General features: G+C 49.0%; 19 protein-coding genes, 1 tRNA gene and 1 pseudogene. 3 read left to right on the top strand and 18 right to left on the bottom strand.

Annotated features, from left to right (window positions below):
- The first annotated feature begins 390 nt into the window (after positions 1-390).
- The gene (locus DWX76_RS08165) at positions 391-1,332 is read left to right on the top strand and encodes an AraC family transcriptional regulator (RefSeq protein WP_118570475.1); all 942 of its coding nucleotides are present in this window, start codon (positions 391-393) and stop codon (positions 1,330-1,332) included.
- 13 nt (positions 1,333-1,345) lie between these two features.
- Here the strand turns inward: DWX76_RS08165 and ytvI are convergent, their stop codons facing one another.
- The 8 genes from ytvI to DWX76_RS08125 form a co-directional block, all read right to left on the bottom strand.
- On the bottom strand, positions 1,346-2,461 hold the full coding sequence (ytvI, locus tag DWX76_RS08160; protein ID WP_118570474.1) for a sporulation integral membrane protein YtvI: 1,116 nt from the start codon (positions 2,459-2,461) through the stop codon (positions 1,346-1,348).
- Between the two features lie 38 nt (positions 2,462-2,499).
- Positions 2,500-3,690 (bottom strand): pyridoxal phosphate-dependent aminotransferase, encoded by a 1,191-nt coding sequence (locus tag DWX76_RS08155; protein ID WP_107001247.1) that lies wholly within the window; start codon positions 3,688-3,690, stop codon positions 2,500-2,502.
- 139 nt (positions 3,691-3,829) lie between these two features.
- Entirely contained in the window at positions 3,830-5,131 is a 1,302-nt protein-coding gene (locus DWX76_RS08150) for an O-antigen polymerase (protein ID WP_118570473.1), read from the bottom strand.
- A gap of 53 nt (positions 5,132-5,184) precedes the next feature.
- Entirely contained in the window at positions 5,185-5,448 is a 264-nt protein-coding gene (locus DWX76_RS08145) for an HPr family phosphocarrier protein (protein ID WP_107001249.1), read from the bottom strand.
- 43 nt (positions 5,449-5,491) lie between these two features.
- Complete coding sequence (locus DWX76_RS08140; protein ID WP_118570472.1) at positions 5,492-6,868, bottom strand: YbbR-like domain-containing protein; 1,377 nt, start codon at positions 6,866-6,868, stop codon at positions 5,492-5,494.
- Positions 6,846-7,721 carry a diadenylate cyclase CdaA gene (cdaA, locus tag DWX76_RS08135; RefSeq protein WP_117795982.1) on the bottom strand — a complete coding sequence of 292 codons (876 nt, stop codon included), beginning with the start codon at positions 7,719-7,721 and terminating at the stop codon, positions 6,846-6,848. Before cdaA ends, DWX76_RS08140 begins: the two co-directional genes overlap by 23 nt.
- A gap of 98 nt (positions 7,722-7,819) precedes the next feature.
- Positions 7,820-8,755, bottom strand: a complete 936-nt coding sequence (locus DWX76_RS08130; RefSeq protein WP_022359167.1) for a hypothetical protein — start codon at positions 8,753-8,755, stop codon at positions 7,820-7,822.
- Entirely contained in the window at positions 8,640-9,179 is a 540-nt protein-coding gene (locus tag DWX76_RS08125; protein ID WP_182429759.1) for a hypothetical protein, read from the bottom strand. The genes DWX76_RS08130 and DWX76_RS08125 overlap by 116 nt, the downstream gene beginning before the upstream one ends.
- 582 nt (positions 9,180-9,761) lie before the next feature.
- Between DWX76_RS08125 and DWX76_RS08120 the strand changes: the two genes are divergently transcribed.
- Positions 9,762-10,238 (top strand): GHKL domain-containing protein, encoded by a 477-nt coding sequence (locus DWX76_RS08120; RefSeq protein WP_182429758.1) that lies wholly within the window; start codon positions 9,762-9,764, stop codon positions 10,236-10,238.
- Between the two features lie 40 nt (positions 10,239-10,278).
- Here the strand turns inward: DWX76_RS08120 and DWX76_RS08115 are convergent, their stop codons facing one another.
- Entirely contained in the window at positions 10,279-10,773 is a 495-nt protein-coding gene (locus DWX76_RS08115; protein ID WP_117795985.1) for a DUF2798 domain-containing protein, read from the bottom strand.
- A gap of 517 nt (positions 10,774-11,290) precedes the next feature.
- Here DWX76_RS08115 and rpsT point away from each other — a divergent pair.
- Positions 11,291-11,553: pseudogene (rpsT, locus tag DWX76_RS08110) on the top strand (30S ribosomal protein S20).
- Between the two features lie 160 nt (positions 11,554-11,713).
- Here rpsT and holA read toward each other — a convergent pair.
- The 9 genes from holA to DWX76_RS08070 all read right to left on the bottom strand — a co-directional run bounded on the left by holA (position 11,714) and on the right by DWX76_RS08070 (position 20,617).
- A complete protein-coding gene (gene holA / locus DWX76_RS08105; RefSeq protein WP_107001255.1) occupies positions 11,714-12,697 on the bottom strand; it encodes a DNA polymerase III subunit delta in 984 nt (327 codons plus the stop codon).
- A 212-nt stretch (positions 12,698-12,909) separates the two neighbouring features.
- Positions 12,910-15,270, bottom strand: a complete 2,361-nt coding sequence (gene feoB, locus DWX76_RS08100) for a ferrous iron transport protein B (RefSeq protein WP_117795987.1) — start codon at positions 15,268-15,270, stop codon at positions 12,910-12,912.
- Positions 15,271-15,526: 256 nt separating this feature from the next.
- Positions 15,527-15,599 (bottom strand) — tRNA-Gln (locus tag DWX76_RS08095).
- Between the two features lie 286 nt (positions 15,600-15,885).
- Positions 15,886-16,035 (bottom strand): hypothetical protein, encoded by a 150-nt coding sequence (locus DWX76_RS14385; RefSeq protein WP_243022496.1) that lies wholly within the window; start codon positions 16,033-16,035, stop codon positions 15,886-15,888.
- A gap of 35 nt (positions 16,036-16,070) precedes the next feature.
- On the bottom strand, positions 16,071-17,339 hold the full coding sequence (locus DWX76_RS08090; protein ID WP_118522612.1) for a hypothetical protein: 1,269 nt from the start codon (positions 17,337-17,339) through the stop codon (positions 16,071-16,073).
- Between the two features lie 109 nt (positions 17,340-17,448).
- On the bottom strand, positions 17,449-17,925 hold the full coding sequence (locus DWX76_RS08085) for a sigma-70 family RNA polymerase sigma factor (RefSeq protein WP_412694020.1): 477 nt from the start codon (positions 17,923-17,925) through the stop codon (positions 17,449-17,451).
- Between the two features lie 120 nt (positions 17,926-18,045).
- A complete protein-coding gene (gene truA, locus DWX76_RS08080) occupies positions 18,046-18,801 on the bottom strand; it encodes a tRNA pseudouridine(38-40) synthase TruA (protein ID WP_107001259.1) in 756 nt (251 codons plus the stop codon).
- A gap of 26 nt (positions 18,802-18,827) precedes the next feature.
- The gene (locus tag DWX76_RS08075) at positions 18,828-19,397 is read right to left on the bottom strand and encodes a VanZ family protein (RefSeq protein WP_118570470.1); all 570 of its coding nucleotides are present in this window, start codon (positions 19,395-19,397) and stop codon (positions 18,828-18,830) included.
- Positions 19,398-19,441: 44 nt separating this feature from the next.
- Complete coding sequence (locus DWX76_RS08070) at positions 19,442-20,617, bottom strand: aminotransferase class I/II-fold pyridoxal phosphate-dependent enzyme (RefSeq protein ID WP_118570469.1); 1,176 nt, start codon at positions 20,615-20,617, stop codon at positions 19,442-19,444.
- Between the last annotated feature and the right edge of the window lie 25 nt (positions 20,618-20,642).

The following is a 20,642-nucleotide window of genomic DNA, read 5'->3' as shown; positions in this document are numbered from 1 at the left end:
TGCCTGCTGACCCATGTTTTCGTACGGTCAGCGCAGTAAATGCGCAGACCTACTGAACAGTTACCTTTCATCAATGATTTCTATTCTACTTCCATTCTTGAAATCACTTTATCATGCATATCCATTTATGTTTTGAATATGTCTGCATTTTCATAATATTCCATCTATGCTTTCTTTAATTTCAATTTTAGGAAAATATAGCAGCTTTTAATAGAAGAATCATGCTTTAAATATTGCATATAATGCTATATAATATGAACTAAGAAATGAAATGTCTGTGTTTCAAAACATATTTATCTCAGAGGAAAACAACAAACTCAATGCATTTATACAAGATATAATTTCCCGCAACAATCAACCTGCAATACACTCAAAAAAAGGAGTCCCATTATGCCAGAAAACACCACCCACGAATCCCCCGCCTACGAAAAACGCGGCTACCTCAACCACGAATTCCGCCTTTTCCACCTGCGCGGGCAGATGGATACACCGGTTGCCTACCACTATCATGATTTCCACAAAGTCCTGATCCTGTTAAATGGCGAAGCGGACTACATCGTGGAAGGCCGTTCCTACCACCTCCGCCCGCTCGACATCGTCCTCGTCGGCGCGCACTGCCTGCACAAGCCGGTCGTGCCATACGGAAGCCGATATGAGCGCATCATCCTCTACCTGTCGCCGGAATGTCTGGATGCATTCTCCTGTGCTGACTGTGCGCTCGACCTCTGTTTCCAGCTTGCCAGAGAACAGCAGTCCGATGTTCTGCGCCTCGGTTCCCTTACCATGACGCCGCTCTTAGAGGCGCTGTCAAGACTGGAAAATGCCTATCAGGCAGGCGGTACAAATGACAATGGCACAGACAATGCTAACTTTGAATCCCTTGGTGGCAGCAGCTATGGCTCCGGGCTTCTTCTGCGTTTATTATTCCTGGAATTTATGGTACACCTTGATCGCGCCGCCTCCGAAAACCATCGGGAATACGTTCCGACCTCCCCTTCCGGCGAAAAAATCCTGGAACTCATGCGCTACCTCTCTGAACACCCGGAAGAAGACCATACGATCGACCAGCTCGCCGCCCGCTTTTACATAAGCAAATACCACATGATGCGTCTCTTCCGCCAGGAAACCGGCTACACCATTACCGAATACCTGACCGAAAAACGCCTCCAAAACGCAAACGAGCTCCTGCGCCGGGGCACCCCCGTCACAGAAGCCTGCTATCAATCCGGATTCCGCAATTATGCTGCGTTCCTCCGGGCATATAAGAAAAAATATCGCGATACGCCGCATAATTTATCCAGATTAAATTACAAAGAAAATTTTACTATATAATAAGGAAACCTCCCTATTCTTCCCTCCGGAATTTCTGAATCGCCTCCATCAGCATCCTGAAATTCCGGATCATCGAATCAAACGCCCCATATTTATAAAAATTGATAAAGACAAGCCCCACCGGCACCGCCAGAATCATGCCTGTCAGCCCGCGCAGCTTAAATCCCAGATACAAAAGAAACAGGGTCATCAGAGGCGGCAATCCCATCGACTCCCCGACAATCTTCGGCTGGATGATCTGACGGACGACCTGCGTCAGGATGTAGAGCAGGATAAGCCCGGTCGCATACGCATACTCCCCCGCGAACAGCTTCACAACCGCCCATGGGAACAGCACCGTTCCCGTTCCAAAGATTGGCAGAAAATCCAGAATCGCCGTCAAAAATGCCAACAGGACACCGTAGCGGACACCCAGCACCAAAAATCCTGCCGCGAGAATCAGCGCCACCACACACATGATACGGAATTGTGCCAGAAAATATCCTCCAATCACTCCCTTTGCGTCCCGTTTCATATACTCGATATAGCGGAATATAAATGCCGGAAGATGCCCCTTCAGCCAGAGCATGATGGACTCCCGGTCCGCCAGAAACAGATATGAAGACAGGATAGTAATGACCATATTTACCAGAAGATTCGGAATACTCTTCGCCACATGTCCGGCGATCTGCACGGTCGGTTCCGCCGCCCGCGATACCAGTTTTCCAAACAAACCATCCAGATTATCCGAAAATGCCAGCAGCGGCGGCTGTAAATTCTGAGGAAAATATTCTGCAAGCTTCCGCCCATTCTGCAATGCATCCTCAATCTCAGCGATCACACTCTGATATATTTCCGGTGCATCCGCCAGAAAACTTCCCATTTCCCGGTAAACCAGAAGACCCGCCCCGTAAAAAAGACTGATCACGATCGCCAGCGCCGCGATAATGATCAGCATCGAGCCGTGGCGCCGCACCAGCTTCACGCGCCGTTCCAGAAACCGGACCAGCGGATTTGCTAAAAGTGCCAGGATCCATCCAACCACAAACGGCATGAAAAAGCGCAGAAGCCTGGGACCTAAAAAGATGACCAGACATAGACCCAGGAACGGAATCACAATATTCAGAATCATTCTAAGATATCGTTTCATCTCATCCTTTTCCTTTCCGAGGCAATGATGCAATTTCGCTATACCAGATTATAGTGTTCCGCAATCTTTCTGAATGCCGGAAGCGATCTCTCGATCTGCCCATACGATACGCAGTATGCGATGCGCACATAACCCGGGCAAGCGAATGAACTTCCCGGTACTACCAGTACATTGTACTGTTTGCATACCTCGCAGAATTCCTTCTCATTCTCCACCGGGGATTTCACGAACAGGTAGAACGCGCCCTCCGGCTTGATGCAGGAAAATCCGCACTCTTTCAGTCCGTTGTAAAGCAGGTTACGGTTGCGGTCGTAAGCTTCCAGATTCACATTCGCATCTACGCAGCGCTTGATGACTCTCTGCATCAGGGATGGCGCATTGACACAGCCCAGAACACGGTTCGCGATCGTTGCCGCCTGGAATACATTTGCGCTCTCATCCATCTCAGACGGGATTACCAGATAACCGATACGCTCGCCCGGAAGGGACAGGGACTTGCTGTACGAGTAGCAAACCACTGTATTGCGGTAATATTTTGTCACATACGGTACAACCGCGCCGTCGTAAGCCAGCTCACGGTACGGCTCATCGGACAGAAGCACGATCGATGTGCCAAATTCCTTCTGTTTCTTTTCCAAAATTGCTGCAATCTTCTGCAGTGTTTCCTCGGAATAAATAACACCGGTCGGGTTGTTCGGGGTGTTGATGATGACCGCCTTGGTTTTTTCGTTGATCTTTTCCTCAAATTCAACGAGATTCGGCTGGAAATCCACCGTATTCGGAGATACAACCACCAGCTCGCCGTCATAGTTGCGGACATAGGAACCATACTCTACAAAGTACGGTGCAAAGGTAATGACCTGCTCTCCTGGATTTAACAGGGTCTTTAAAATAACATTCAGGCCACTTGCCGCACCGACCGTCATCAGAATGTTACCTGCGTGAAAGGAGGTGCCGAACCGACGGTTTAACGACTGAGCGATCGTCTCACGCACATCTTCATAGCCTGCGTTGGACATATATCCGTGTACAAACAGGGAATCTTCTTCCTTTACGATATCCTGAATTGCCTGATTTACCTCTGCCGGAGCCGGTACGCTCGGATTTCCAAGGCTGAAATCAAACACATTCTCACGTCCATATTTCGCCGCCAGCTTATTGCCCTCTTCGAACATCATACGGATGGCGGAGTTATTTTTCATAAGCGGTATCATTTTTTCTGAAATCATTGGCTTGCCCTCTTTTCTGTAAAACTGATCAATGCGGCAATTCTATCTGTATACAAGCAGCACTTTAATTTGCTGAATTGTCGTCTTTTTGTTATTATAGCAGATTTTATTTCACTTTTATATCTTAATCCATATATTTTTACCGCCCTGCAATCTTATGCGATACCAGAAATGTCACAACCGCTGTCACCGCGAAATAAAACCATGTGGACGGATTGCTGAACCAGGTTGTGAAAAACGATAACAGCATGTAAAGTGCAAACTGTGCGTACAGAAGATAGGTAATCGGATTCTGCACCTGGCGCATCATCCGCATCAGCAGATACGCCGCCGCTCCTAATATGGCAGAAAAGATGAACACGCCAATTATGCCGAAATCGTAGTACGCATCATAAAACATCGTCAGCGTCGTCAACTCTTCCTTCGTCACATAATACGGAAATGCCGTCAACGACGGAACCAGAAACTTGAGTCCCGTCAGCGTCCAGAACGGTGCCAGCATCTTCATGCCCCAGCTGTGCTTCACAAGTCCCTTGACCAGACAGTCGAAATTGTCGTAATTGTTTGCAATATAGATATACGGCTGCGTCACAAAAATCGGCAGGTGCCGTTTCATCTCAAAAACCGTATTCAAGTAGGCAGTATCATGGCTGCGCGCGATCGTCAGCAGAATGTAGAGCACAATCAGCCCTGCCAGCGCAAAAACAACATAGATCGGATTCAGCTGGTGTTCCATCTGTATGTAGGTAATCAATGCCAGCAGTACCGCAAACAGAAGCTGGGAGCGCGACACGCACAGAAGCGGAATCGCCACCGCCGCTGCATCTGCCAGAAGCATACATACCAGCCGTCCCCGGCTGCGACCGCCCTCGATGCAAAAATAGATCACAGAGAGCGCCGGAACCAGCACACAGGACACCGTCAGATAATGAAGCCCGGTCACATGGAAATAGGAATAAGCATGCGGAACGCCCCGGAGCAGCAGCGGAATATAGCCCATATAGACCGCCTCGATCGCGAAACAGCCTGCCGATAGCGCCGCCAGCGCCACCGCGCAGAAAAAGACGGTTCCGGCATAAGATTCCACCCCCCGGCGCTGCACCGCGCCGGAATGACCGCCCACGCGGACGGACGCCTCACCGGAAAATGCTTCCAGATAATAAAAAGCCAGATAAAAGCCCGCAAACGCCGCCAAAAGTCCCAGCCACGTTCCCGCACTCCATGCCTGACTTAAATAACTAAGCTTCATACACGCCAGTCCCTGTCCACCTACAAAGGAAAGAGCGAAAATCCCCCGCAGATGCAGAAGATTTCCACTCCGGATATAGTCTGACGCATACAGATACACCGCCGCCGCCAGAAGCCCTGCGCCGGATAAAAGATAATGGCGGCCAAGCGCCAGAAGCAGCGAAGCCGCATAGCAAACCAAATAAACGATCATAGTTTCATCCTATCTGTACGTCTGTACACATTCTTTTACCGCACCGGTTTTCCCTACTCGCCCAGCCCGTCATCAACTATTTTCAGCATCGCCGACAGAGCTTCCTCCTCGTCTTTTCCATCACAGATAAACTCGATCTCATCACCGCTCTTGATGCACGCCCCAAGCACGCTCAGGACACTCTTTGCATTGGACACGGTGCCACGGAACTGGAACTGGACAGAACAATCGAATTTTACCGCCTCATTACACAGGATTCCCGCCGGTCTCAAATGCAGACCAGTCGGGTTTTTTAATTTAATTTTTGCTTTTACCATTGTTTAACTTCTTTCTCCTCATTTGTGGATGGCATACCATACTTTATGCAGCATTGCCGCTCTCTGCATCCACATTTTCTTTTGCCGAGCTTGCCCCGCTCTCCCGGTTGGAACTGCTCTGGCTGCCCGTGTCTCCACGGTCACTCTCGGTGCTTTCCGTCGTCTGGGCACTGGAGCTTCCATGTTCGCTGACCCGCACTGTCACAGCCGGCGCCGACAGCATCTTATACGCGTCCCCCAGCTGGAACTGCGCCGCTGCCGTGTGCTCGCCCAGTCCCATGCCTGATACATCGACCCGGATATTCATCTTCGCCGCCGACAGGCTGCTTAAATCCTCCTCAAGTCCCTGTACCTTGACTTCCATCTTCGTATCTTCGACGGTATAGCTGTAGCTGCTGTTCTTTCCGTTTAGAGTCACATCCTCCGGTTTGACCGTAAAGGTCTTCTCTATCAACTTCTCGACCTGTAGTGTCACGTTGATCGTCGTGCTATCCAGTCCCACGATCGTAAGCCCGGACGGCAGATAATCATCCAGATCGATCTCGCACTCCACATTCTTCGTCGCGCCCTGCACATTAAGGGACGGTCCCTGAATCGTGAGCGTGCTGACCGATGCCAGATCCGTCTTAAGCCCCGCCACAGACACCGACTTGATATCCGTCTTCGGACCCGTATAGCGGTATCCATCCGCCACTTCACCACTGACGTCAAAATCAAGCGGTACTTCTTTTACTTTCAGGATCTGCATCGTATAAGAGACATCTCCGCCAACCGTCTTGACAGAATCTCCCAAATCTGACAGCACATTTCCATTGGCGTCAAAATACTCCGGTGTTGCTGTTCCACCGACATCCGCCGCAGCACCGTCAATATTAAAACGGATACCCACGCTGCTGATCTGTCCGATCAGGGAGGTTGGTCCTTTAACCGTCACCTGGGATGGCACCATTGTCACCTCACCCGCCTCGTAACCCTCTGCCGCCTTGCCCTGAGGATACGCTTTCAGCGTAAATGCCTTGGTCTGCAGCGCCTCGGTCGTGATCTTGATGACCTCCGGGGACTTCACAACCGGCGTGGACTCCAGCAGTTCCTCATTGTTCACCACTTCCACTCGGATCGGGATCGCACCCGTCACATCATACATTTCCGATAAATCCGCATAGGCGTTGAAATCCGACGCCTTTACCTTATAATCATCCTTCGTCCGGATCTTGAAACTGATCGTCGCCGTTTTTTTGCCTACCACATCATAGGCAAGATCCGCCTGCTCCAGCACCTGATCGTTCGTGATCGTGACCGGAACCTCCCTCGTCGATACCTTGATCGGGTTCGCCACATTCACGACCGCCAGCCACACAAAGAAAGCACAGAACAGGGCAATCAGCTTGATCGCAAGATTATTCGTCAGCTTTTCTTTCATTTCTGCGTCTTCCCTTCCATATTCTGAAACGACCTGTGTTTTCCGTTTCCCGTTTTACCAGAACTGACAATATATCTCTCAGTTCATCTCCATCCTTGACACTCTTAAGCCGTCCGGACACAGCCACCGACACACGCCCTGTCTCTTCCGATACAACCAGCGTCACGCTATCGGTCGCCTCACTGACTCCGACTGCCGCACGGTGTCTGGTTCCCAATGCCTTGCTGATATCCATATTGTCCGAGAGCGGCAGATAACAGGTCGCCGCCGTCACACGGTTACCGCGAATCACGACCGCGCCGTCGTGCAGCGGTGTGTTGTGCTCAAAAATATTGATCAGAAGCTGGCTCGTCACGATACCATCGACCTCGATGCCCGTCCGCTCGATCTCTCCGAGCGGCGTGCCCCTCTCGATGACGATCAGGGCGCCCGTCTTGACTTTTCCCATCTCAAAACAAGCACGCACCAGCTCCGCGATCGTCTTTTCGCTGAAATCCTCATTTTTCTTCGTATCATCCGTTGAAAACAGCGTCGTCAGTACGTTCTGGCTTCCGATCTGCTCCAGTGCTTTCCGCAGCTCCGGCTGGAAAATAACGATGATCGCCGTTACCGCAATGTACGACGTCTTTTCCAGAAGCCACAGAATCGTATCCAGTTCCAGGATCGCAGCTGCCAGAAAGAATGCAAGAATAAAAATAATACCCTTCAGAAGCGTCCACGCCCGCGTATTTTTGATCCAGATCAGCATTTCATATACCAGAATTGCTATAATTGCGATCTCTATTAAATTTTTAAAGGTTATCTTCGGTACGAACGAGATCCACGAATAAATCTCCGCCAGTATCTCTGCCATTCTTTTCCCTCCCTTTCGGGCTGCGTTTCTGTTACCAGTCACGTACATATGACCCGTCACGCATTTCTTTTAACAACAAGTTTCTTTTATAAAATAGTCTATCTTCTCTTTACTTTATTGATTTCCTGTACCTTTACATCCGTCCTCGAGATCGCAATCTTTGGAACCGCTTTCACATAGTAATAATAATCGTCATCCTCAAACTGCGTGTACTCGGTCCGGCTATAATCGACCGAAAAAACAAACAGCTGATAGATCAGCGATGCAATGACCGCACCAATCATTCCCACAACCAGCTCCGGCACGGACACCGGAACGCCAAAGCGGAAATCGCCGATAAACACAACCAGAATCTGTAAAATAAGGCCAGCTCCGATCGCGATCCCCCAGGAGTAGTTGATCGACAGTTTCTTGAGCACACAGACCGTCAGCGCCCCCAGGCAGCATGCCGCAATCATGACAAGCATCGCCGGGTTTGCCAGCAGGTTTTTGATGACCTGCGCCAGCATCTGCGTGATCTCAGTCTGCTCACTGCCCGCCAGGAAGCTTCCGTTCTGCTTCACATACAGAATCACGTAGTACAGAAAAATCCCGCAGCTCATCGGAATCACCGATACGAGGCTTCCAGTCAGTCCGAGAATCATCGGGACTGCAAACGGCACCTTCAGAAAAAACAAGATCGGCGTTACAATCAGGTACGCGCTGTCACCCGGCTGAAATCCGTAATACAGCAGCACCACGATCAGAAGGAACACCAAGGTGATGAGCGCCACTTCCATCGATGCTGCAAAGAGCTGTGCCAGCAAAAAAATCCCAATCAGAAACGCAATGGCTCCAAATGGGAGAAATGCACATATAATTCCCGCAAACAGCGGCACCAGACCGCCGCTCAGTTTCGGCATCAGTCCGATGTTCTGGTTAATCAGAAACACCGCCGCAAAGGCAGTTATAAAACGCAGGAATGCATTCACAAATGCACTGTATCTCGCATAGAAAGCCTTGAGTGCTTCTTTCCCTGCAAGGAGTCCTCTCATCTGCCTCTCCTCTCTCTCTCCATTTTTCTGGCGCGCGGTGTATATCGTAGCGCTTATCCAGATGTTTCAGTTTCGCTATGTAGATCCGGTTCATCCTTTCCTCGTACTCATACCGCCCGCCATACACGATGATCGTCAGCACGACATACAGAAAAAGCCCCCCGAGGTATAAAGCTCCTCCTCGAAAAGCCAGTCCCTTCAGTTCATCCATTCCTATCGAACTCAGAACTACTTCTACATTAAATAATATCCACATTCCAAAGAGAAGTATGCTGCACAATGTATAGCTTATAAATCCCCGGAGCAGATTGCGGCTGATATAGTCGCTTTTAAAATACTGATTGACTGTTTTCATCTGGGAAGCATGCTTCTTCTCAAACAGTGCCAGTTCGGTCATTAATTTTATCTTGTCTTCGTTGAGCATACATGGTTCCTTTTTTTATATATGCCGCGCTTCCGGTCCAATACGTCCCGTTTCTGAAACCGCTGCGCCAAAAACGCATTCTTCCATAAATTATAACATAACTTTTTTCTCTTGGCGAGGGGGCGGGGGGATTTTTCATAGGTTTTTCATAAATTTGTAAGGGATTGTCAGACATCAAAAAAGAGCTCTGCCGATCACACATTTTCGCATGATCGGCAGAGGGTATCAAGTCTGTTTCATAAGATGTAAAAACTATGCCTTTTTTGCTTCTTTTTATGTTATGATACTTTTATGATGATACCAGGGTCAAAAGGTCAGAAGTTCGACGCAAGCTTGCTTGCAGGAGAATTTTTGACCTTGGGACCCGCCAAAAACATGAGTAAGTAGCCATTTTTCCAAGAAAAATGAGCGAATTACGAATGTTTTTGAAGATTGCGGGAGCATATAGTGCGGAGCAATCTGGTATCAGAGGGGGCAAAATGCCTTTTGACCCCAACATCTTTATGATATTAGGATCAAAAGGTTCGAAACATGCGTAAGCAGCCTTTTTCCAGACAATCAGAAGAAAAGAGGGATTTTGTTTTGAAAATCGCGATTGTAGATGATTTGTCCAGTGTATGGGTGCAATACCTCGCGCTCCCTTGCTTTGGCGTTTTATTTAAGCTGATGGTAGACGCCGAGAGCGGAATGATTTTATTTCTATATTTATTTATCATCGATTATCTGTTGGTCGTGCGTGCCGCCGCTTTCTGCATCTGTCAGGCGCTCTTCGGCTACAACTTTTTCTCCTGTCAGACCGGGTGTTCCAGCTCTGAAAACACGCCGCCTTTCATCCGTCTCTCCGCGGTGCAGACGGGTACCTCCACCCTGTCCATCACCACGGACAACACCAGCGCATTCAGCCCTACCTGGATGAATGAAAAACTGGTATCGACCAAACCTGCTGGAAGCGGCATCGGAACCGAATCGATCCGCATGATCGCCGAACAGTACCACGGCGATGCACGGTTTGAATGGCGGGACGGCGTATTTTATGCTTCGGTATTGCTGAATCCGTAATGACACAAAAAGGGGATATCCAGTTTTTTCTGCTATCTCCCTACATAACCGGTTCCTGCAGCACGGTTCCCTCCGGGAATGCGGTACGGAACACGCGGCGCACCAGCGGACCTGCTACAATGAGCTGGAACGGAAGCGCCATGATGATGTTCTTCGGAATATTGGTCAGCCAGATGATGAGCAACTGGCTCCATGCGCCGGATTTCACGCAGGCTTCCAGACCGCCATATAAGGACATAACAAATACCATCGGAACGACCATGCAGCAGGAGATCGTGATTACTTTACGAAGTGTGCTGCTCTCCGGTGATACAAAGTAACGGAACGCAATTCCCTTCGCCGGACCGGACACGATGAACCAGTCAAACAGAAACGCATACACGAATGCAAACGGGAATCCGATCCATCCTTCGCGGATCGTTTCCAAGGATAAATGTCCCATATGAAGGGTTACATTGTACATACTCATCCAGAGTACCATCGTGAAACACATGATAACGGAATAGATAAAACTTTCTCTCTTATTTCTTGGCATTTTCATTCTCCTCCTATAAAATAATTGCTTCTATCCAGATGCAACGGCAAATCAGTCCGACACACCCACGCACAAGATGCTGTCCGTGATAAATTTCACAAAATAAAAGGCAGCAGAAATCGGAAACTCGTTTCGATCTCTACTGCTGTATGCAATCTCACTGCGTTTTTTCAAACTATATTCGATTTGGGTTACGGTTCGCTATTATAACGTCTTTTTTCCATTCGTGTAAGCACTTTTTTTTATTTTTTCACAATTTCATCATATTGAACGATCAATTTTTTTATTTTTTATTCCGCTTATGCAACTTGACAAGAGCTGCTTTTTCAGCTCCCCTTTCATTTTTTCCGAATTTTTCCCTAAAAACAGGCAAATAGATATTGACAATACTGCCTTTATTCGATAGAATGTAATAGTATGTTTACATTGAACTGTCCGTGTCCAGGCTTTAATGCAAACCAAATACAAAATGAATTACGAATCAAAATAAAAGAATTTATGATGGAGGTACACTACATTGGCTAACATTAAATCCGCAAAAAAAAGAATCTTAGTTGCAGAGACAAGAGCTGCAAGAAACAAGGCTATCAGATCCAAAGTAAAACTGCTGTTAAGAAAGTAGAAGCTGCTGTTGCTGCAAAAGATAAGGCTGCTGCACAGGCTGCATTATTAGCTGCTACCAGCGAGATCGACAAGGCTACTTCCAAGGGCGTATACCACAAGAATACAGCTTCCCGCAAAGTATCCCGTCTTTCCAAGGCTGTAAATACTCTGGCTTAATTATCCAGAGCGGATCTTTCGAATTATATATTAAAAATTAACCCAAATTAAAAAACCATTATTCTGTGGGTGTGACAGAATAATGGTTTTTTGTTGCTTCTTTTCCAGCCGGGTCCGGCCGAAGAACCGCTGATTCTGATGCTGGCACTGCCCTTTAGAATCAGCGCACGGAACTTCTGGGCTGACTGATCAGCAGCTCCACCGCCAGCCGGTCGCCCATCCGCCCGGTCTTGACTGCCTCCTCGGCATCCACGCAGGTCTGCACATAGGAAATGAGCTGTTCTTTCGTAAATGCCGCCGCCTGGCTGCTGAGCTTTCCGGCTACGAACGGAGGTACTTTCAATTTCGAGGCAACCGTCCCCCGGTCTGCGCCGGACGCCTGCAATTCTCGCACCAGCAAAAGCTGGTTAAACTGTCTGGCAATCAGGAACAGGATCCGCATCGGCGGCTCCCTGAGTGTCAGCAGGTCTTCGTACAGATCCATCGCCCGCTTCGTCTTTCCCGCCGTGATCGCCGCTACCATGTCGAAGATCTTGTTCGTGATCTGCACGGTCGTGATGACTTTCACATCCTCTGCCGTCACTACCTCACTGCCCATCGTGTAGGAAATGAGTTTTTCCAGCTCCATCCGGATGTTTTCCATATCATCGCCGACGCGCTCCAAAAAGAGATTCATCGTGGACGGCGTGATCTTCCGCCCATTCTGCGCCAGGATCGTCGCCGCCCATCTGGCGAGCTGCGCGCTGTCCTGCCGCTTCATCTCCGCAATGTGACCCAGATCCTTGACCTTTTTGTAGAGTTTGTTTCTCTTATCGACCGCCTCCTCCACAAATACGATGCAGGTCGTGTCCGGCATCATCGGCAGATACTCCGCCAGCGCCTCCGAAGAAGTCTTGAAAAATCCGCTGTCCTCGATCAGAATCAGACGCCGCTCGCTGAAAAATGGCATCGTGTCCGCCAGACTGATCAGCTCGTTCACATCCAGCCCTTTTCCCTCGAAATAATTGTAGTTCATCGTATCATCGCCCGAGATCGCCGCCCGCAGCTTCTTTTTATAACTCTGCTTCAAAAACGCCTCTTCGCCGTATAGCAGATAAACCGGCTTAAATGTGCCATTTTTGATGTCTTCATTGATCGTCTGCATTAACTCCGTCCCCGCCTCCTGGTTCTATTCGATAAAAACAGATCCATTTTTTCGAATGACTGTCCATCCGGTTACTTTCCTGTCTATTTTTTCACTTCCTACTATTATAAACATTTTTCTAAAATGTTGTCTACTGTAAACCCATAAAAAGAATAAAACAGCAGCTCCTTTTGTTGCTTGAAATTTTTCCTTGGTTCACTTTCAGTCAAAACCTACATTACCATCCCTAGCAAAAGATAGACCGCATACGCTACAATCCACGCAATCACGCACTGCGCCACCACGACAAAGCAAGCCCATTTTCCGCCCAGTTCGCGTCTGACCGATGAAATCGCTGCCACGCACGGCGTATAGAGCAGGCAGAAAACCAGCAGACTGACCGCTGAAAGAGGGGTCAGAATGTCACGCAGGCTCTGAGTCGTCCCGAACAGAACCGACAGCGTTGATACAACACTCTCTTTTGCCATAAATCCGGTCAGAAGTGCCGTGCAGACACGCCAGTCGCCTAATCCCATCGGCGCAAACAGTGGTGCAATCACACCAGAAATAACCGCCAGAAGACTCTGCTGGGAATTGGACACAACATTCAGGTGCAGATCAAATGTCTGAAGGAACCAGATTAAAATCGTCGCCACAAAAATAACTGTGAATGCTTTCTGCAGGAAATCCCTTGCCTTTTCCCAGAGAAGCTGGGCGACATTGCGCGCCCCCGGCATCCGGTAGTTCGGAAGCTCCATGACGAACGGAACGGCTTCACCCTTAAATAAAGTTGTTTTAAGAAGCATTGCCATCAAAATTCCCATCAGGATTCCCAACAGATAAAGTGCAATCATAACAATCGCCCCATGATGCGGGAAAAAGACAGCGGTAAAAAACGCATAAATCGAAATCTTGGCGGAACAGCTCATAAACGGAGTCAACAGGATCGTCATTTTTCGATCCCGCTCCGAAGAAAGCGTCCGGCTTGCCATGACTCCTGGTACCGTGCAGCCAAAGCCAATCAGCATCGGCACGATGCTCCGTCCGGAAAGACCGATCTTTCGAAGCAGTTTATCCATCACAAACGCCACACGTGCCATATAACCGCTGTCCTCTAAAAGCGACAGGAAGAAAAACAGCGTCACAATGATCGGCAGAAAGCTCAAAACACTTCCGACACCATTGCACACACCATCGATCAGCAGGGAATGGAGCACCGGATTGATACCTGCCGCTGTCAGCGCTGCGTCTGCCCGCTCTGTCAGCCATCCAATCACCAGTTCCAGACCATCTGAAAGGACCGCGCCAATCACATTAAATGTCAGCCAGAATACCAGACCCATGATTGCAATAAATGCCGGAATCGCCGTGTAGGTTCCAGTAAGAAGACGGTCAATCTTCACACTTCGCTGGTGTTCCCGGCTTTCCCTCGGTTTGACGACTGTCTGCCTGCAGACTTTTTCGATAAAACCAAACCGCATATCCGCAATCGCAGCTGCCCGATCCAGCCCGCGTTCCTTCTCCATCTGGCAGATAATATGTTCCAGCGTCTCTTTTTCATTCGTGTCCAGATTCAGACGCGCCTCAATCTCCTCATCGCCTTCTGCCAGCTTCGATGCAGCAAAGCGCACCGGAATACCCGCATTCTGCGCGTGATCTTCGATCAGATGCATAATACCATGCAGGCAGCGGTGCACCGCGCCACCGTGATAATCCGCATCACAGAAATCCTGCCGTCCCGGTTTCTCCTGAAAATGCGTTACATGAAGCGCATGATCGATCAGCTCTCCGATTCCTTCATTCTTTGCCGCTGAGATCGGGATAACCGGAATCCCCAGTTCTTCCTCCAGTTCGTTGACACGGACAGAACCGCCGTTCTGGCGCACCTCGTCCATCATATTAAGCGCCAGAACCATCGGAATATCCAGTTCCAGAAGCTGCATGGTCAGATACAGGTTGCGCTCAATGTTTGTCGCATCCACGATATTGATGATTCCCTTCGGGTGCTCCTGCAAAATAAACTGACGCGTCACCAGCTCCTCATTCGAATATGGCGATAAGGAATAGATTCCTGGCAGGTCGGTCACTTTCGTATTTTCATGTCCGCGGATCGTGCCATCCTTCCGGTCCACCGTCACACCCGGGAAATTCCCCACATGCTGATTGGATCCGGTCAGCTGGTTAAAAAGCGTCGTTTTGCCACAGTTCTGATTACCTGCCAGGGCAAACGTCAGAACGGTGCCATCCGGCAATGGGTGTTCCTCCGCCTTTGTATGGTATTTTCCACCTTCTCCGAGTCCAGGGTGATCGATCGCGCGCGCCATCGGAATCCCATGTTCCTTTTTGTCCGCTGCTTCGGTTCCTGCCTCGCGTACATTCTCAATCTCTATCTTCTCTGCATCCGCCAGGCGCAACGTCAGTTCATAGCTATGAATCCGCACCTCAACCGGATCGCCCATCGGCGCATATTTTACCATCGTAACCGATGCAGTCGGAATCAATCCCATATCCAGAAAATGATGCCGCAGTGCACCTTCTCCGCCAACTGTCCGAACGGTTGCAGTTTTTCCTATTGGTAAATCCTTTAATGTCATTCTCTGCCTCCATCTCTCTTCATTAGTCAAACTCATTGTATGTCATCAGACTTCTACATCCGCCTGATTTTGAAGCAAAGCATAGAGAGAAAAATACTATTGAAACTTTTTCTCAATTATGTTTCCAGATAAGTCTATTGTACTTTAGGGAATTTGTCAATCGTTGGAATCTTTAAGAATCTACCAATCAGAAAAAAAAATAGAAAAGATAAAAGAAAAACAGCAAGGATGAATCATCCTCACTGTCTCAAAATAGCTGGGCTACAAGGATTCGAACCTTGAAAATGACGGAGTCAGAGTCCGTTGCCTTACCATTTGGCGATAGCCCAATCTTTTATTTCATAGCTGTCTCAGCCACATTTATTATTATATCATAAATTTTTGTTTCGTCAAGTATTTTTTTCAAACACTTATGTTTTTTTGAACAATTATAATTATTTACCAGTTCGAAACATTTTACAGTCTCGTAATGCCCCGGATATTTTTCCGTCACGAGGCTTCCTGCAAATAATTCTAATGATTCTTAAAATTCCTGCTGCCCGAATCCAACTTCTGGTAACTCCAGACATATCATGGTTCAGGCAGCAGGAATCATATATCCTCATACACTCCGCTTTAATTAGCTGACTCCGCATCTGTCTTCGTTTCTTTTTCCGTCGGCTTTGTCTCCATCTGACTGTACTCTGTCTCCGAGTGCGTGCTCTCTTTTACTACTTCTGTCAGTGTCTCCGGCGCGCGGGATGTCTCGGACGGCTTTGTCTCCACTGTCTCATCATCCGCATCGTCGTCACCCTCATCAATCAGATCATCCGCAATATCCGGCGTCTCGAAATAGCTTTTACCGTACCAAAGGAGCCGCCGTCCCGCACTGCCACTCCGCCGAGCGTAAACGTGCACTCCGTATTGGCTGGAAGCCCTTTGACGTGAATCTCACAGGAGGTTCCGCCTGTGTCCGTGATTCTCGCCGAATAGCTCTGACCGTCCGGATCTACCACCGACACGGTCGGATTTTTCCATTTAACCTTTTCCTTAAAAACGATGTTCAGCGAACCGCTCTCGTAATCTACATAGTCAATCTTCGCTTTCTTGCCTCCCGAATCGACTTCTTCCTCGTCCTCATCTGCTGCGGCGGTTGTCTCCACCGGGCGTACTGCAGTCGATGGCTGTTCTGCCGGCGTCGGTTCATTTTCCGGCTGACCGGTGCTTTCCACGGTCGTCTCCGCTAAGGTTTCTTCCTCGGTCTGCGGCAATGTCACCTCACGAACCAGAGCCGCATCCGTCTCAATGGTGCTGTCCGTCTTCGAATAACCTACCGTATAAGCACGATCCGCGATCTCCCGCGCAATCTCTTCCATCGTCATACCGGCAAATTTTTTCATATCATTTTCGGTCAGGTCGTTATCCCGAATCAGCTCTCGCAGAAAATACGCTTTTCCATAAGAAATATTGTATTTCTCCGCCAGATCCTGAATCTCCCCGGTTACCTTCATCCGCTGGTCATAGACAACCGCCTGTACCGCGTGTTCCTGCAGGGAAGACTCTACATCCCCTACGACATCCTGACGCAAAGATGATGCCTTTTTCTCATTCTCATTGGACACGGTAACCAGAATCGCATTGTCCAGTTCATCCAGATAACCGTTCCGGACCATCGAACCGATCAATGCGTTGACCGCAATATCAAGGTCTACATTTTTCAAATTCATATCATCCAGGATCGTCTCCGCATCCTCATTAAGCGGATTCGCCTGCAATACTTTCTCGTTCCGGTTGACGGAAAGCTCAATACTCGGATTGACATCGATGCCAATCACCGAATCGACACGGTGATTCTGGTAAAATGAAACACCGCCTCCTAACACAGCCACACACAGGCAGGCGGCTGCTGCCATCGCCACGGTCCGCATCCGGCGGTACATCCGTACACGGCGGGATGGTTTTACATAGATCTCCTGTGGCGTCGAGAGATCGATTTTATCGAATACGTTGGGAGTCAGGGCGTCCATCGCCGATCGCAGATGTGACTCAATCTCATCCTGTTCCCACGCTGTTTCAGAGTGATCGGTCAATGTACTCCCTCCTCTCTCAGGTGTTTTTTCAGTTTTTTCATAGCACGGTTGTACTTGGAAAGCACCGTTGCCAGCGGCATCTCCAAATCTGCCGCGATCTCACGATGTTTTACCCCGCTGATGTCCGCAGAAGTACAATCTGCCGTTCTTCTTCATTTAATATTTTGAGTGCTGCGTGTAATACCATCTTATCCGCAGCATCCTCTATCTGGGGACAGAATTCCCCTGTCTCCATCTCAGAAAGATCCGAAAGCCCGATATCCGCTTCATGCTTCTGGTCACGGAAGCGCATATAGCAAAGATTTCTAGCGATCGTAAACATCCACGCCAGCGGTTTGCCCTGCGACTGATAGCTTCCAGCCGAAGTCCAGACCTTTAAATAAAGCTCCTGCATGACCTCCTCAGAGTCCTGCGGATTCCGCAAAATCGATAGAATAAAACCGTATATAGTTTTATCCGTATTCTGATAAAGCTGCTGAAATGCCGCCTTATCTCCCTCTGCCACTCGCAGAAGCAGCTTTTCATCGCTCATCTTATCATAGGCGACCGGCTCTTCCATGGTCGTTAAAAGCCCCGTCAAAAACATGGACGAAATTTCCTTTCTATATAACTTAATGCAAAGAAACCAGTTCTTATTGCATTTGTTATGAATTTTTTCTGATTTCTGTCCAGCTCCTCACGGCAGCTGGCAAAAATCAATGCAGCTTTATTCATACTCGACCCGTTCCAGAAAAAGCCCCTCCGGCGGCGCCGTAAAACCTGCCAGCGCTCGGTCACAGGAAAAAAGCGCCTCCGCCACTGATTCCGGTGTCCGCTTATGAAGTCCTACCTCGATCAGTGTACCGGTCAGGATTCTTACCATATTATATAGGAAGCCATTGCCACGAAAATGCAGTTCGCACACACTTTCCTGCATGGTCAGCTCAATAGCAGTGAGATTCCGCACCGTCGATTTTTTCATCCGTTTCAACGAACAGAATGCTTTAAAATCGTGCTCACCCGTCAGATACGCAGCCGCCCGTCTCATAGACGCTATGTCCAGCGGTTCCCCCAGACCGTACACATATCGGCGCTCAAATACATTTTTCTTCGCTGCCGTCTCAATCCGGTAGCAGTACGTCTTGGAAACAGCATTTAAACGGCTGTGAAAACGCGTTCCCGCCTCCTGTGCCGATAAAACAGCGATATCATCCGGGAGATAGCGGTTCAGGTACGCTTTCAACTCCTCCGCGCTCATCCCGGCACAGGACGCCGGAAGATGGAAATTCGCCACCTGTCCCCATGCGTGGACGCCTGCATCTGTCCGTCCGGAACCGTGCACCTCTACCGTCTGCCCCGCCATTTTCTCCAGAATCTGCTCTAATTTTCCCTGTATCGTCTTGTCCGTGTTTCCCTGCTTCTGCCAGCCGTCATAACGGCTTCCGTCATATTGCAGGGTAATTTTTATATTTCGATCTGGCATATTTTTTCTCCATGTGTTATCTATCTTCATTCTTTCTTTATTCGCAAATATATCCGCCTCGCTGCCAGATACAGCACCGTTCCAGTCAGTGCTCCCGCCATATCCAGCCATACATCGCTGAGCTGCCCGGAACGTCCTTCGGTAAACAGCTGAATCGTCTCATCCAGAAACGGGACCGCAAAAATAGCGATACGATGGAGTTCCAGCCATACATGTCCGTCCGGTGTCAGCGCACACATTCTCCCAGTCCCATCTCCCCGATCAACCAAATCCTCCATCCGCATTTTTTCTGAGACAGTCCGGTTCCTGCGCACACAGGCATCACTCTGTCTAAGCAGCATTCCCAGCCCTGTATATTCAATAAAATGAGCACATTTGCGCACAATATGTTCGGTCAGCCATGGTACAGCCACTCCGGACTCTGCTGCCAGCTTCTGCAAAAACCGGAGGATCCGTCCGCTCTCCGCCGATGACTGTACTGCCGGACGCATGGAATTGGAGTAAATAAACAAAATATATAAAATTAAAACAATATGCCAGATCCAGACCGTCACCAGGACTCTCTGTCTTCCCCGGATATTTTTTTCCACATTCATCTATAAATTCCTGTATCCATTCTATCTTCTATTGATTTATATCTTTACTGATTGGATTGTAAAATGCCGCTCTCTGCAATCCGGCGCACCGCCAGCGCAATCGCATCCTCGTCCTGCACCAGTGCCATCCGCACATGACCTTCGCCCGACGGTCCAAATGCGTTGCCCGGTGTTACCAGAACCCCAGCCTTTTCAAACAAAGTCTGTACAAATTCCAGCGAATCCGTAAATCCTGCCGGGATCGGCGCCCACACAAACATCGTGCCTTCCGGTTTTTCCATCTTCCAACCGATGGATGCAAGTCCGTCGCACAGACAGTCGCGCCGTCTCTCATATGCCGCCCTCGTCGAAGCCACACAGCTCTGGTCACCGCTGATCGCCGCGATCGCCGCTTTCTGAATCGGCAAGAACATACCATAATCCATGTTGGATTTCAATGTTTTCAGATGACTGACCACTTCCTCATTTCCCACACAGAAGCCGACGCGCGCGCCCGCCAATCCGTACGTTTTTGACAGCGAATTAAACTCCACGCCGACCTCGCGTGCGCCCGGAAAACGCAGGAAACTTCCGCAGGTTCTTCCGTCAAACACAAGCTCACTGTAGGCGTTGTCGTGAAGAACGATAATATCATATTTCTTTGCAAATGCAATCAATTCCTCATAGAAACTGTCTGGAGCCAGCACCGCCGTCGGATTGTTCGGGTAGGAAACAATCATAAATTTCGCTTTCTGAGCGACTTCCTCCGGAATTTCCTTCAAATCAATGATGTAGTGATTTTCTTCGCGCTGCGGCATATAGTAAAGCTCTGCCCCCGCCAAAGACGGACCATCCGCAAACACCGGATAACACGGATCCGGTACCAAAACCACATCGCCCTCGTCCACGATCGAAAGTGCGATGTGCGCCAGTCCCTCCTGGGAACCGAGCAAAGAGCAAATCTCTGTCTCCGGGTTCAGCTCCACTCCATAGCGGCGCGCATACCAGTCGGACACTGCCTCCAGAAGTGCCTGCTGATCCTGAATTGCATACAGGTAATTTTCCGGTACCAGACAGGCTTCGCTGAGCGCCTTTAAAATATGCGGTGCGGGGGCAATATTCGGTGCGCCGATGCTCAGATCAACGATCATCTCCCCCTCTTCTAATTTTTTCTTCTTCATCTGCGCCAGCATGGAGAACACGCCCTCGCCAAACCGGTCCATTCTATTTGCAAATTTCATCTTGTGTTGTCCTTTCTTGAAAGAA

It is taken from the genome of Clostridium sp. AF21-20LB (genome assembly GCF_003478795.1).
Lineage (GTDB): Bacteria > Bacillota > Clostridia > Lachnospirales > Lachnospiraceae > Otoolea > Otoolea fessa.
Note: the sequence above shows the minus strand (reverse complement) of the source record. Positions and strands in the feature narration are given on the sequence as shown.